At 46.9% G+C, this 13,967-nt stretch carries 11 protein-coding genes and 1 pseudogene; 10 read left to right on the top strand and 2 right to left on the bottom strand.

Annotated features, from left to right (window positions below; genetic code table 11):
• Positions 1 to 5 precede the first annotated feature (5 nt).
• From KI655_RS18180 to KI655_RS18145, 8 genes are all read left to right on the top strand, one after another.
• Positions 6 to 500 carry a thioesterase family protein gene (locus tag KI655_RS18180; protein WP_285407682.1) on the top strand — a complete coding sequence of 165 codons (495 nt, stop codon included), beginning with the start codon at positions 6 to 8 and terminating at the stop codon, positions 498 to 500.
• On the top strand, positions 487 to 1,164 hold the full coding sequence (locus tag KI655_RS18175; protein ID WP_306416368.1) for an outer membrane lipoprotein carrier protein LolA: 678 nt from the start codon (positions 487 to 489) through the stop codon (positions 1,162 to 1,164). Before KI655_RS18180 ends, KI655_RS18175 begins: the two co-directional genes overlap by 14 nt.
• Positions 1,136 to 3,496 (top strand): MMPL family transporter, encoded by a 2,361-nt coding sequence (locus KI655_RS18170; protein ID WP_285407681.1) that lies wholly within the window; start codon positions 1,136 to 1,138, stop codon positions 3,494 to 3,496. Before KI655_RS18175 ends, KI655_RS18170 begins: the two co-directional genes overlap by 29 nt.
• A gap of 101 nt (positions 3,497 to 3,597) precedes the next feature.
• Positions 3,598 to 4,173: a DUF3261 domain-containing protein gene (locus KI655_RS18165; protein ID WP_285407748.1), complete on the top strand. Its 576-nt coding sequence runs from the start codon at positions 3,598 to 3,600 to the stop codon at positions 4,171 to 4,173.
• A gap of 5 nt (positions 4,174 to 4,178) precedes the next feature.
• The gene (locus KI655_RS18160; protein WP_285407680.1) at positions 4,179 to 5,363 is read left to right on the top strand and encodes a beta-ketoacyl-[acyl-carrier-protein] synthase family protein; all 1,185 of its coding nucleotides are present in this window, start codon (positions 4,179 to 4,181) and stop codon (positions 5,361 to 5,363) included.
• The gene (locus KI655_RS18155) at positions 5,356 to 5,820 is read left to right on the top strand and encodes a hotdog family protein (RefSeq protein ID WP_285407679.1); all 465 of its coding nucleotides are present in this window, start codon (positions 5,356 to 5,358) and stop codon (positions 5,818 to 5,820) included. Before KI655_RS18160 ends, KI655_RS18155 begins: the two co-directional genes overlap by 8 nt.
• Entirely contained in the window at positions 5,817 to 6,542 is a 726-nt protein-coding gene (locus tag KI655_RS18150; RefSeq protein WP_285407677.1) for a 3-ketoacyl-ACP reductase FabG2, read from the top strand. The genes KI655_RS18155 and KI655_RS18150 overlap by 4 nt, the downstream gene beginning before the upstream one ends.
• Complete coding sequence (locus KI655_RS18145; RefSeq protein WP_285407676.1) at positions 6,539 to 7,768, top strand: beta-ketoacyl-ACP synthase; 1,230 nt, start codon at positions 6,539 to 6,541, stop codon at positions 7,766 to 7,768. The genes KI655_RS18150 and KI655_RS18145 overlap by 4 nt, the downstream gene beginning before the upstream one ends.
• A gap of 77 nt (positions 7,769 to 7,845) precedes the next feature.
• Here the strand turns inward: KI655_RS18145 and gltX are convergent, their stop codons facing one another.
• On the bottom strand, positions 7,846 to 9,273 hold the full coding sequence (gltX, locus tag KI655_RS18140) for a glutamate--tRNA ligase (RefSeq protein ID WP_285407675.1): 1,428 nt from the start codon (positions 9,271 to 9,273) through the stop codon (positions 7,846 to 7,848).
• A gap of 262 nt (positions 9,274 to 9,535) precedes the next feature.
• On the opposite strand from gltX, the pseudogene KI655_RS18135 reads away from it, so the two are divergent.
• Positions 9,536 to 12,333 (top strand): annotated as a pseudogene (locus tag KI655_RS18135) (copper-translocating P-type ATPase).
• Positions 12,323 to 12,763, top strand: a complete 441-nt coding sequence (locus KI655_RS18130) for a DUF411 domain-containing protein (RefSeq protein ID WP_285407673.1) — start codon at positions 12,323 to 12,325, stop codon at positions 12,761 to 12,763. Before KI655_RS18135 ends, KI655_RS18130 begins: the two are co-directional and overlap by 11 nt.
• 224 nt (positions 12,764 to 12,987) lie before the next feature.
• On the opposite strand, the gene KI655_RS18125 is transcribed toward KI655_RS18130, so the two are convergent.
• On the bottom strand, positions 12,988 to 13,644 hold the full coding sequence (locus tag KI655_RS18125) for an oligogalacturonate-specific porin KdgM family protein (RefSeq protein ID WP_285407671.1): 657 nt from the start codon (positions 13,642 to 13,644) through the stop codon (positions 12,988 to 12,990).
• Positions 13,645 to 13,967: the final 323 nt, after the last annotated feature.

Raw genomic sequence — 13,967 nt, 5'->3', positions numbered from 1 at the left:
CAACTATGTCTGACATCCTTCATCCACTTTCAGCCGAGGTTACCATTGTGACCTCGTTTCAAGATGCCGACCCTATGGGCGTTATCTATCATGGTAATTACTTCCGCTTTTTTGAGGAAGCAAGACGCATCATGATGGACAAGCTAAAGTACAACTATCTTGAGATGAAGGATTCAGGCTACATGTGGCCGATCATCGATACGCGAGTAAAGTACGTAAAAGCGATTCCATTCAATCATGAGATAAAAGTAACTGCGCGTCTCACTGAATGGGAAAACCGACTGCGTGTCGACTACGAGATTCACGATGCCAAGACTGGCCAACGCATGACGCGCGCTCACACTATGCAAGTTGCGGTCGCAATTGAGACAGAAGAGATGTGTTTCGCATCACCAAGCGCTCTCACCGACAAGGTAGAACACTGGCATCAATACGGTTACTTGAGTGAAGATCGCTCCTGTGCCGCCACTAAAGAGAAGTCTTGCCATGAATCCGCATAGCTTTCGCTCGTTAACCTCATTTACAACCTACATCCGAGTGCTGTTGTGCTGTTTTCTGAGCTTGTTCATTACTGCCAATGTTTGGGCTGCCTCAGAAAAAGTAGAAGTAAAGACACTTGCTGATTTACAGACAACACTGAGTCACCAATCCATCATTCGCGGCGACTTTACCCAAACTCGTACAATGGAGATGTTTGATCAACCACTGAGCTCGCAAGGAAGTTTCTTACTGGATAAGGCAAGTGGCCTACTATGGAGTCAAACAGCACCGTTTCCGGTTCATTTGGTACTGACCGATAATAAGCTGAGCCAACGCTTTGGAGACCAGCCTGCACAAGTGATTACGGATAAAGAGAACCCGATGGCGTTTTACTTCAGCCACATTTTTCTTTCTGTATTTCATGGCGATACTCAAAAGTTGACCGAACAATTTGCGCTAGAATTCTCGCCAAGTGACGCTCAAACCAATTGGACACTCTCTTTGACACCAAAGCACGCGCCGATGAATGCAGTGTTTGAGCGCATCGAACTCCAAGGCAATAGCGATATTGAGCGCATCGAACTCAAAGAGATCCGCGGTGACAGCACCCTGATCGAATTCTCCAACTTTAACCACCAACCACAAAGACTCACGGATGACGAAGCTCAGCAATTCCAACTCTAAATTTGCCTTAACTTGGCTTGTACTCGTCCTATTTTTTAGCGGATTGTTAATCAAACAATTCGCTTTTTCGTCTGCGGTGCCTATCGAGACCAACATTCTGAAGCTACTGCCAGAGAACCAACAAAACCCGTTGGCCGAGCAAGCTTTTCAGCAGCTTTCGAACTCGATGAGCGAGCAAGTGCTGTTTATGATCTCTGGCGACTCGCCTAAACAAGCCATCTCTGCCGCTGCCAATTTTGAAAGCCGCCTCAATCAAGAAATGTTCGCCAGTGAACAGCCTCTATTTTCTAAAATTCTGGGCAAGGTTAGCGCCAATACTCAAAGCCAATGGAGTGACTTTTACTTCCAGCATCGCGCACAGCTTCTTACCGAGGTGCAGAAACAGACGTTAGAACATGCGCCACAAAGTCAGGTTCAGTATGTTATCCAATCTCTGTATAACCCATTTTCTGGCGTGACCGCGACGGAGCTATCACTTGACCCGTTCTTGCTGTTTCGCGACTACATTGGTGAGGTGGGCAAGAACACCAGTAACTTTACTCTTCAAGAACACTATCTCACCACAGAGTTTAAAGGCTCTACCTATGTGCTGATCACCGCTACTCTCGCGGGTTCTCCATACAGCCTCAAGACTCAGCAACAATTGCCCCAAGTCGATGCAATAGAACAAAGCATTGAGAACGAATTCGGTGTAGAGATCCACCATACCGGCGTGGTGTTTTATGCCGACTACGGAACACAAAGCGCCAAATCCGAGATAAATACCATCGGGCTGGGCTCACTGGCCGGTGTCATTTTGCTGATTTGGCTCACCTTCCGCAGCGCGCTTCCTTTAGTCCTGTCCTTGATTTCGATTGGTACTGGTTTGCTGGTTGCGCTTGCCAGTACCGTTGCAATATTCGGTCAAGTGCATCTATTTAGCTTAGTGTTTGGTGCCAGCTTAATTGGTGTCTCTATCGATTATTCATTTCACTACCTCACCGACCGCTTAGTCGCTGGCTCTCGCTGGCAAAGCGATAAAGGGTTGCAACATATATTAATGGCGATTAGCCTCGGACTAGTCACAAGCTTGATCGGCTATTTAGGGTTATTGATTGCACCATTCCCGGGGCTACAACAACTTGCGCTGTTCTCATCGATCGGGTTATTTGCAGCTTATGCGACGGTGGTATGCTGGTATCCACTATTGGCGAAGCGCCCAAGTCGAGACAGAAATCTACCACTGGCTTCAATGCTAAGTGCTTGGCTACGTTTATGGGGTAAGCGTTATATACGCTACCTCTTACCTAGCGCGATTGCTGCAGTCAGTGTTATTGCATTAACCCAGATCCAATACGATGACGATATTCGTCAGCTGCAAGCGATGCCTGAAACATTAAAGGCGCAAGAACAAATCATCACATCAGTGTCGGGAATTGGTGGCGGTCAATCGATGCTCTTAGTGACAGCGAACAATGATCAGACTTTGCTTAAATCACTGCAACGCCTCGGCAGTCAGCTTGATCAATTGGTGGCGAATAACACCCTATCTGGGTATCGCAGCATCCACCAGCTACTGCCGACCATCAATGAGCAGAAGCTCAACTATCAACTGGTCAGCGAACTGTATCGCAACCAAAGCCAGTCTCTACAGGGCGGATTAGGTTGGGCGACTTTCCCTGAGCTGCCGTCTTATCGAGAGATCACCGTAGCAGATTTCTTACGTTCCCCCGTGTCTGAGCCTATGCGCTCATTGTGGCTTGAGCCTATTAATGGCCAGCAAGCCGCAATCGTATTGCTGCAAGATATTCAGGACCCAGAGCGCTTCGATGCGTGGCTGAATAATAAAGAGACCAAGCTATTGAATGCCAAGTACCTCAACAAGGCTGATGAGATCTCTTCGCTATTTTCAGAGTATCGCATCAAAGTGCTTGAGCTGCTGCTGGTTGCACTGGCTGTCATTGGTCTTGTACTTGGATGGCGTTACGGCCCACAGAGAGCCATTATTATGTTGCTACCATCTGTTATTGCCGGAGCGGCAGGGCTTGGCGTAACGGTATTGGTCGGGTCGAGCATTAATCTATTCAATCTGCTGGGCTTGATTCTGATCTTAGGCATAGGTATCGACTACACCCTATTCTTTGCTGAGCAGAAAAAATCGCTCGGAACTTTATTGGCTATCTCTCTTTCAGGTATCACGACCCTACTCTCATTTGGGTTGCTATCGCTAAGCCAAACTCACGCTATCCATAGCTTTGGCATCACGGTGCTCACTGGTATCTTCATCGCATGGCTACTAGCGCCAATGGCCATAGAGTCAGAAGAAAGCCCAATGCACAGAAGGACGAAATGATGACATCACCGTACTCTCGCTCAATGCAGCCATATCAAACAAAGCATCTAGAGCCATTCAAGGCACTATTTAAATTGGCGATCCTGATTGTGGCGTTGGTGATGAGTGGCTGTTCACTTGGTCCACAAAATACTCACCAAGCTACGGTCGCCATTGATGAGACGACTCAGGTGGCACTTCCGACACCGGATCAATTGGGCTATACCTTAACAGCCAGTCAACTGATCACGGCAAGCTGGGGAGAGACACAACAGCAACTGCCCGTGCAACTGCAAGTGACTGAAAACAAGGTGGTACTCGCAGGATTTTCTTCTTGGGGAACTCGGATTTTATCTCTTCAATATCAAGATGATACAATAGAGACTCAGATATTAACTGGGCTTGATAACACCCTTCCAGCACCGGAACAGGTCTTATTCAACCTTATGCTTACATTGTGGCCAATTGAATCATGGCAGCGTTCAATGAGCGATATTGGTTGGCGCATAGTGGAAACTGCCAACCAACGAACCATCTATGATGAAAATGATGTAGCGATCATTGAGATTCACTACTCGTCGATGGGCAATCAACAAAAAGTAGAAGGAGACATTATGTTTGAACATCTCACACAGGGTTATCGCATCAATATTCAGACCTTAAGTTCAAACCTAACGACTCCAGCAACAAAGAACTGAACACTATGACGATTTATATCCATGCTTGTGGTTTCCATTCCGCTCTGGGATCACAACACAGTGACATCCATCAACACCTTCAAAGCGGTGTCGGTTCCAATATGGTTGAGGCGCTCGATATCTTAAACGATGGGCAGCCAACGATTGTCGGTCGAGCTGATGGTGAGTTGCCGACAATCCGCGCCTCTTTTGCGGAATATGACTCACGCAACAATCGTCTCGCGCTGTCTGCGCTGTCCCAAATAGAGTCTGAAATTGAGCACGCTAAAAAGCAATATGGAAGTGATCGTATTGCCGTAGTTATTGGTACGAGCACATCCGGCATTTCAGATGGTGAAGGAGCATTTTCTGAGAAGCTGAAAAACGGACAGTTTCCACAGTCGTTCCACTACTCAAAGCAAGAACTAGGGAATATTAGTGAGTTTGTCAGCCACTATTATGACCTACAAGGCCCAAACTACGCAGTCTCGACCGCCTGCTCTTCCAGTGGACGCGTCTTTTTAACTGCTCAACGCCTTCTCAATTCAGGCATGGTTGATGCGGTGATTGTTGGCGGTGTAGATACCTTATGTAAGCTCACCTTAAACGGCTTCCACGGCTTAGAGGCACTGTCCACTGAGCACTGCCAACCATTCAGCGCTCATCGCAAAGGCATCAATATTGGTGAAGCTGCGGCGTTTATGCTGCTTAGCAAAGAGCGTCCAGCTCAAGAAAAACAACCTATTGCCCTACTTGGCTGCGGTGACAGCTCTGATGCTCACCACATTTCGGCACCTCATCCGGAAGGTAATGGCGCAGAACAAGCAATGCTGAAAGCGCTAAAGGATGCCAATCTCAAACCCGAGCAGATCGGCTACGTGAATGCCCACGGCACAGCAACGCCACTCAATGACTCTATGGAAAGCAAAGCGATTTCACGCGTGTTTCCAAACAAAGTGCCAGTGAGCTCAACCAAACCTTTGACTGGCCATACATTAGGCGCAGCAAGTGCCGTAGAAGCCGCCATCGCATGGCATATTCTCAAATTCGATTTATCGCTTCCCTTACAAAAATGTCAGGATAAAGCTGAAGATATCGATATTGATTTGGTAGACTGTTGCCAAAAGCTCAAATCAAAAAACATCATAAGCAACTCGTTTGCCTTTGGTGGGAACAACATTAGCCTGATTTTTGGTGTAGTAAATGACTAATATGCCCTCGATAGACCAACTTCTTCCCCACGACGATCCTATGATTCTCATCGACAGGGCGATCAAGGTAGAAGAGCAAGCTATCCATTGCCAAGTGGATATTGGTGACCACCATCTATTTTACAATTCAGAATCTCAATCGATGCCTGCTTATGTAGGGATCGAATTTATGGCGCAGTCAGTCGCTGCATGGTCGGGTTACCATGCACTAGACAAAGGCGAGCAGCCTCCCATTGGTTTTCTTTTAGGTTCGCGCAGATACACATCGCTTTGCGACCAATTTATTAAGGGCCAAACCCTTGATATCTATGCTGAACAACTGATGGAAGATAGTGGTATGGCGGTATTCACCGCAAGAGTAGAACATCAAGGCGAAGTGGTCGCTAAGTGCCAACTCAATGTCTACGTACCAACAGAACAAAAATTACAAGAAATGAAAACGAGGAGCCAGTCATGACTCGCCAAGTATTAGTCACCGGTGCCAGCAAAGGTATTGGTAAGGCCATTGCTATTCAACTTGCCAAAGATGGCTTTCACATTGCCGTTCACTATATGGGTGACAAGCAGGGTGCTCAAGAAACTCTAGAGCACATTGAATCTGAAGGGGGCACTGGCCGCCTGATTCAGTTTGATATCAGTAACCGTGAACAGTGCCGAGAGACACTTGAAGCTGATATTGCCGAGCATGGTGCTTATTATGGCGTGGTAAACAATGCGGGCATTACTCGTGACACTGCATTTCCTGCTATGACTGAAGAAGAGTGGGATGGCGTTATCCATACCAACCTAGATAGCTTCTACAACGTACTTCACCCTTGTGTGATGCCAATGGTTCAAAAGCGTAAAGGCGGTCGTATCGTCACTCTAGCATCTGTATCAGGCATCATGGGTAACCGCGGTCAAACCAACTATGCGGCGGCAAAAGCGGGTGTGATTGGCGCAACTAAGTCTCTTGCTCTAGAACTGGCTAAACGCAAGATCACCGTCAACTGTGTCGCTCCGGGCCTGATTGATACGGGTATGGTTGACGAGCATGTGAAAGAGCACGCGCTGCCACAGGTTCCTCTGCGTCGTATGGGTGAGCCGGAAGAAGTGGCAGGCCTTGTGAGCTACCTAATGTCTGATATTGCAGGCTACGTAACTCGTCAAGTGATCTCTGTAAATGGAGGTTTAGTATGACCCGCCGTGTTGTCGTTACCGGAATGTCAGGTGTTACGGCCTTTGGTAACAATTGGCAAGATATCGAGCCTAAGTTGAAAGCGTGTGAAAACGCCACTCAATACATGCCAAGCTTTGAGCAGTATGACGGTTTGAACACCAAACTCGCTGCACCGATTGACGATTTCCAACTACCAAAGCACTACAAGCGCAAGCAGGTTCGTGGCATGGGTCGTGTATCTCGCCTAGCAACAGTGGCTACTGAGAATGCGCTTGAGCAAGCCGGCTTAATTGGACATGACGTATTAACCAACGGCGAAACGGGCATTGCTTACGGCTCTTCAACGGGTAGTACTGATGCGGTTGGTGCTTTTGGTGTGATGCTGAATGAGAAATCAACACGCGCGATCACGGCAACTACTTATGTACAAATGATGCCGCATACCGCTGCAGTTAACGTTGGTCTGTTCTTTGGTCTACGTGGACGAGTGATTCCCACCAGCAGTGCGTGTACGTCAGGAAGCCAAGCCATCGGCTACGCCTATGAAGCAATCAAGCACGGCTACCAAACCGTTATGGTTGCAGGTGGTGGTGAAGAGCTTTGCCCAACAGAATCTGCGGTGTTCGATACCCTTTTTGCTACCAGTTTAAAAAACGACACACCTAAGAAATCCCCTAGCCCATACGACAGTGGGCGTGATGGCCTAGTAATTGGTGAAGGCGCAGGTACTCTGATCCTTGAAGAGTATGAACATGCTGTCGCACGTGGCGCGAAGATCTATGCTGAGATCATCGGCTTTGCAAGCAACTGTGATGCGGCCCACGTGACTCAACCGCAGATGGAAACCATGCAGATCTGTATGGAAAAAGCCCTAAAAGATGCCGACCTTGCTGCCGACAAAATTGGTTATGTTTCAGCACACGGCACGGCGACAGAGAAAGGTGACATTGCCGAGAGTAACGCAACAGCGAACATCTTCGGTGAAGTGCCTATTAGCTCTCTTAAGAGTTACTTTGGCCACACACTTGGTGCGTGCGGTGCGATTGAAGCCTGGCTTAGCCTTGAGATGATGCACAGCGGTTGGTTCAGCCCTACGCTTAACCTTGAAAATGTCGATGAACAGTGCGGTAAGCTCGATTACATCACAGGTCAAGGCCGTGAGCTTAATGTTAACTACCTAATGAGCAACAACTTTGCCTTCGGTGGCATCAACACCTCTATCATCTTTAAGAAAATCTCGGCTTAGTTAAATAAAGCTCCAAGTAAATAAAAAGGGTCAGTAACCAAGTTACTGACCCTTTTTTGAATCTAGCAATCGCTCAATTAAGCGTTAGCTTCACGCTCAGCGATGAACTCAAGAGCCATCTTGATACGAGCGATTACGCGCTCTTTACCAACAAGCTCCATCACGGCATCAACAGAAGGAGACTGACCGCCACCTGTTACTGCTACGCGAAGTGGCATACCGATTTTACCCATGCCGATCTCTAGCTCTTCACATACTGCAGCAATCACACCGTCTTTGATGTTTGCTGTTGTGAACTCTTCAAGCGCTTCAACTTTAGCAAGAGCAAGCTCTAGTGGGCCTTTAGCAACACCACGTAGGTGCTTCTTAGCCGCGCCAGCTTCAAACTCAGAGAAATCTTCGTAGAAGTAACGAGATTGCTCAGCAAGTTCGATAAGAGTATTACAACGCTCACCTACTAGCTTGATCACTTCAGTGATAGCTGGGCCGTTTGCTGTATCGATCTTCTGTTCGTCTAGGTGCCATTGCAGGTATTTTGCAACGTACTCAGGCTCAGAAGTCTTGATGTAGTGGTTGTTCAACCAAAGTAGCTTTTCAGTGTTGAATGCAGACGCAGACTTGCTGATTGCATCTAGGCTGAATAGGTTAATCATCTCTTCTTGAGAGAAGATCTCTTGGTCACCGTGAGACCAACCTAAACGAACTAGGTAGTTATTTAGCGCGTTTGGTAGGTAACCTTCGTCGCGGTATTGCATTACTGATACAGCGCCGTGACGCTTAGACAGTTTCGCACCGTCATCACCTAGGATCATTGCACAGTGAGCGAAAGTTGGAACTGGCGCGCCTAGTGCTTCGTAGATGTTGATTTGACGAGGTGTGTTGTTGATGTGGTCTTCACCACGAACAACGTGTGTGATACCCATGTCCCAGTCATCCACCACTACTACGAAGTTGTAAGTAGGAGCGCCATCTGTACGACGAATGATGAGGTCATCAAGTTGGCTGTTTGAGATTTCAATTCGGCCACGGATTTGGTCATCAAATACGACACTGCCTTCTTTCGGGTTGCGGAAACGGATAACGCACGCATCACCTTCTTTTGCTGCTGCGTTCGCTGCAACAACTTTAGGGTGGTTTGCATCGTAGCGAGCCATCTCTTTGTTTGCTTCTTGCTCTGCACGAATTTCATCTAGCAGCTCTTTAGACGCGTAGCATTTGTATGCTTTGTCTTCAGCAAGTAGCTTATCAACCATTTCGTTGTAACGGTCAAAACGCTTAGATTGGTAGTAAGGACCTTCGTCCCACTCCATACCCATCCATTGCATGCCCTCTAAAATTGCATCTACCGCTTCTTGAGAGTTACGCTCCAAGTCTGTGTCTTCGATACGTAGAACGAATTCACCGCCTTGGTTTTTAGCGAATAGCCAAGAGTAAAGTGCAGTACGTGCACCACCAACGTGAAGATAGCCAGTTGGGCTAGGAGCAAAACGAGTTTTAACCGTCATTTAAATACCTTGATTGTGTAGGTGATCATTTCAGTCTCTGATGAATGGTAATCCTTTTCACCAGTCCTAAATTTTGGGCGCTATTTTATCACTCCCTACTAATTCTACAATCGGTAGCGAGCGATAAATGCTCGGTTCTTATTAGAAACCTTACCTCCAAGTTGAGTCATTATAGCAGCGGGCACCCACTTCCACGTTTCAGTTGCCCCTTCTCAACAACATTTTAAGAAATAATGTTGACCTTACCCTTACGGGAAGGTTTATGTTTAGCCATAGATGAGAATTGGAGTATCACTATGAACCACTACATGACCCCACTTAGCGGCTTGAACTGCATGGGTTGCGCGAAGAAAGTGCGTAACTTACTCAGTGACGTTGAAAATACTAGCATCAACGATCTGTCTCCCACCTATATTGATGTGGTAACGCCTTTAAGCTACGGCGAGATTTCTGAGCAAATCGATACGCTAGGTTACTCTATTGGTCATAGGTGGCACTTCTCTCTATCTGGCTTGAGCTGTGGAAAATGCGTCAATAAGCTCACGACGGCTCTGCAAGAACACCCACAGATTGGCTCATTCGATGTTTCTAAAACGGAGCTCACCCTGACCACACTACTCTCTGAAAACGAGGTGATTGAGTACGTTGAAGTAACGGGTTACCAAGCCCGTCCGTTTTCTGAACGGGATCAAATAGAGAGTGATGAAGCACAAGCCCCTGACGTAGCAGATGCAAAGTTAGTAGAGGATGCACAGACCCAATCTCCCGCTACTTCTGAACAATCACACGCTTATCACTTAGTTTTGCAGGGGATGACTTGCGCCAGCTGCGTATCGTCTGTCGAAAAGGCCATTCAGTCGGTCACAGATGTCGAGCGCGTCCAAGTTAACCTCGCGGAACAAACCGCACTCGTATTCAGCGCGAATACCCGAGAGCACCTTGAACAACCGCTCCTACAAGCCGTAAGTGATGCCGGTTATCACGCAGAATTTGTCGAAGATGCGCAGACTCAGCAAGAACAACAGCAGCGCCAACACGCCAAACTACAGCGATCATTTTTGATCAACTCGATCTCAGCGCTTGCGTTGGGTATCCCAATGATGGCTTGGGGCATATTTGGCGGCAGCATGATGATTGAAAGTACCTCTGATCAAATCGGCTGGGGCTTGATGGGTATCATCTGTTTGGTATTGCTGGCAACGTCTGGTCGCCATTTCTTTACTAACGCTTACCAATCATTACTCCACAAGCGAGCGACGATGGATACCTTAGTCGCTCTGGGTACAGGTGCCGCGTGGTTCTATTCAATGCTGGTTGTCATCGCTCCAAACTGGTTCCCTCAAGCGTCGCGTCATGTCTATTTTGAAGCGAGCGCAATGATCATCGGTCTTATTTCATTAGGTCATTACATTGAAGCCAAAGCGAAGGCACGCACGACTCAATCACTGCAAGCGTTGATCAACCTACAGCCTCAACGGGCAACGGTTATCATCGATGGCAAAGAGCAACCTATCGCAGTTGAAGCCATTGAAGTCGGTATGCAGATCCGTGTTAAACCCGGAGAAAAAATGCCCATAGACGGCGTAGTTATCTCGGGCGAATCCTATGTCGACGAATCAATGCTTACTGGCGAACCTCTACCGAATATTAAGAAGGCTACAGACAAGGTATCTGCGGGCACCATTAACGGCGACGGCAGCTTAGTGATTGAAACCACGGGCACGGGTTCAAGTACCATGCTTGCGCGTATTATTCAGATGGTTCGCCAATCCCAGAGCACTAAACCTGCTATCGCCAAATTGGCCGACTCTATTTCAGCGGTGTTTGTCCCTGTTGTTGTCGCTATTGCGGCGTTTGCCGCTGGGGTTTGGTTTGTTTTTGGCCCAGAGCCAAGCGTCAGTTACATGTTGGTCGTCTCAACCACGGTTTTAATCATCGCATGTCCTTGTGCTCTCGGATTGGCAACACCGCTGTCAGTCACTGTTGGCGTTGGTAAAGCCGCTGAGTTAGGTATTTTGATTAAAGATGCCGATGTTCTGCAATCAGCAAGTAAAGTTGATGCGGTCGTGTTTGATAAAACCGGCACGCTCACTCAAGGCAAGCCTGAGGTTCAGCAAGTGTTTACTTACGATATCAGTGAATCTGAACTGATGACTCTGGCGTACTCACTAGAGGTTGCTTCAGAACATCCACTGGCTAAAGCGATCTGTCAGCACTCACAATCTTTGAACCAAGATGCGCTTCCTATTTCAGATTTTGAGAATCTTAGAGGTCAAGGTATACGAGCACGACTCGATGGCCAGATCATTGAGGTCGGTTCACTGAGTTTTATGCACAACCTCGATATATCGCTCGATATTGCAAACAGTGCAATTGAAGCATGCAATAAAGCAGCTTGGACGCCTATTTTTGTCTCGCAAAATAACCAACTTAAAGGCATTATCGGCGTCTCTGATTCATTGAAGTCCGACAGCAAACAAGCGATTCAACAACTGAAGAGTCGCGGTATTCATACTGTGCTACTGACGGGTGACAACCAAGCCGTTGCCCAAGCGATTGGCTCTCAATTGGGTATTGATGATGTTATTTCAGACGTTCTACCCGATCAAAAAGCCGAGCATATTATAAAGCTACAACAGCGCTTTCAGCAGGTGGCAATGGTCGGTGATGGTATTAATGATGCACCAGCCCTTGCTCAAGCGGATGTCGGTATCGCAATGGGCAGTGGCAGTGATGTAGCAATTGAGAGCTCACAAATGACGCTGCTAAACTCATCACCTGTCTCTGTGAGCAATGCGATTGAGTTGTCTCAAGCTACGGTTAAGAACATGAAACAAAACCTATTTGGGGCATTTGTTTACAACTCCCTAGGCATTCCAATTGCCGCGGGTGTGCTTTATCCATTTTTCGGGTTCTTATTGAGCCCAGTGGTCGCGGGAGCTGCGATGGCTCTCTCTTCCATAACCGTTGTAAGTAATGCAAATCGCTTACGACTATTCAAAACAACAGATAATAACAACCAATAAAAATTATCTTCATGAGGTACACCATGATTCGTAAAGTTCTGACTATCACAGCACTTACTATTGTTTCTAGCCAAGCAGTGGCTGCCAACGTGCTCAACCATAAATCACCTTACTGTGGTTGCTGTACAGATTGGACAGTGCACATGCAAGAAGCTGGATTTACGGTGACAGAGAAGCTCCACGACAACATGAATGCTGTAAAACAAAAGCTAGGCGTCACGCCTGAGCTAGCGTCTTGCCATACTGCAGAGATCGATGGTTATGTGTTTGAAGGGCATATCCCTGCCGATGACATTAAGGCTTTCTTAGAAAACCCACCACGCAATGCGGTTGGTCTTGCTGTTCCAGGGATGCCGATGGGATCTCCAGGCATGGAGTATGGTGACGAGAAGGATGAGTATTCCGTCTACGCTTTCAATGAGAAAGGTCAGGTATTCGAGTACCGTCACTACAAAGGAAACTAATCTTTCCTTACGCTAAGGCCGAACAAGCCAGAAGTCTCAGCGCCTAAAACGAAAAATAGAGCCTAGTAACTGCAAACCCAAGACTTGGTGTGCAAACTAGGCTCTTTGCTTTGGACAGTAAAGCAAACTTTTGTTGGCACCAACCGGGCTGTTGATGCCAGATTCCCCTTCCACGTTCGGCTGTGCAGAAGAGACGGCAAGATTAACTTACCGTGTCAGCTAGATTAAAAGCCGTAAGAAGCACCGAATACGAATGCGTTGTTTTCGTTGTCAGCTTGGTTGCGGTACTCGAAGTAAGGTTGAACGCCTTGACGAGTCCAAGTAGCACGAAGCTCATGGTCCATTGTGTTGTCAGCATCGCTCATTACATATACGTTGTTGTAGCTAAGCGAAAGCTCATCATTTACTGCGTAACCGATGCGGTTATCGAAGCGAGTTTGGTCGTCTGCGTTGCTATCTTCCATTGCGTGGTAACGAGTACGGTTGCTAATCGAGATACCGTTATCGAAGTTGTAACCAATCTTAACTAGTGGGCGGTACTGAACAGTTTCGCCGTTATTTAGTAGATGGTGGTAACCTGCAGCAACCCATAGGTTGTCGTTGATGTTGTACATCTGCTCAACACCTAAAGTGATGTATGGAGAGTTACCAATGTTGTTATCTTGCAGAGCATCATCATCGTATTTACCAAGAGAAATACCATCGAACTCTGTTAGAAGCGTTGTACCTGAATCGAACGTATGGCCAGCTTCAAGAGTCGAAGTCGCGTTTGGTTGGAAGTCAGAGTGAAACTGAACGTTACCTGTTACGTAAGAAGAACCAGCAAAAGCGCTAGAAGCGAAAGCAAGTGAAAGAGCACTTAGAGCGATAATTTTTTTCATAGTAAAACTGCCTTAGTTTGATTTTTAGCGGTATGTCTTCGGTGTATCATTCACCTAAACCGCTTGAGTAATAGGTTGCCTCCCTGGCATGAAATCTATGTTGCTCGAATTAATTTGCGTTTCAAAATAAAAGAGTCATCTCAGTGATCTTCCTCACCGTCAAAAAACAATAAGTTATTTTTAACTTTAAATTCAGCAACTTATAAAAAGTAAAAATAACTAAAAACCATGCACACAATCTAAAAGCCGCTCAAGATCACATTTAAGTGCAATGCTCGACAAATTTTAATTTGTTCAATCACACTCGTTTGAGAGTTTTTTAT

It is taken from the genome of Vibrio sp. D404a, assembly GCF_030248535.1.
In the GTDB taxonomy this organism is placed as follows: domain Bacteria; phylum Pseudomonadota; class Gammaproteobacteria; order Enterobacterales; family Vibrionaceae; genus Vibrio.
The sequence above is the reverse complement of the archived record's forward strand: the minus strand, read 5'-3'. Positions and strand labels throughout refer to the sequence as shown.

Bases quoted from the DNA above. Each gene is read 5' to 3' on its own strand.
- gltX (WP_285407675.1), bottom strand. From the start codon at position 9,273: ATGACGGTTAAAACTCGTTTTGCTCCTAGCCCAACTGGCTATCTTCAC.
- KI655_RS18130 (WP_285407673.1), top strand. From the start codon at position 12,323: ATGATTCGTAAAGTTCTGACTATCACAGCACTTACTATTGTTTCTAGC.
- KI655_RS18155 (WP_285407679.1), top strand. From the start codon at position 5,356: ATGACTAATATGCCCTCGATAGACCAACTTCTTCCCCACGACGATCCT.
- KI655_RS18165 (WP_285407748.1), top strand. From the start codon at position 3,598: ATGAGTGGCTGTTCACTTGGTCCACAAAATACTCACCAAGCTACGGTC.
- KI655_RS18180 (WP_285407682.1), top strand. From the start codon at position 6: ATGTCTGACATCCTTCATCCACTTTCAGCCGAGGTTACCATTGTGACC.
- KI655_RS18150 (WP_285407677.1), top strand. From the start codon at position 5,817: ATGACTCGCCAAGTATTAGTCACCGGTGCCAGCAAAGGTATTGGTAAG.
- KI655_RS18145 (WP_285407676.1), top strand. From the start codon at position 6,539: ATGACCCGCCGTGTTGTCGTTACCGGAATGTCAGGTGTTACGGCCTTT.
- KI655_RS18170 (WP_285407681.1), top strand. From the start codon at position 1,136: ATGACGAAGCTCAGCAATTCCAACTCTAAATTTGCCTTAACTTGGCTT.
- KI655_RS18175 (WP_306416368.1), top strand. From the start codon at position 487: ATGAATCCGCATAGCTTTCGCTCGTTAACCTCATTTACAACCTACATC.
- KI655_RS18160 (WP_285407680.1), top strand. From the start codon at position 4,179: ATGACGATTTATATCCATGCTTGTGGTTTCCATTCCGCTCTGGGATCA.
- KI655_RS18125 (WP_285407671.1), bottom strand. From the start codon at position 13,644: ATGAAAAAAATTATCGCTCTAAGTGCTCTTTCACTTGCTTTCGCTTCT.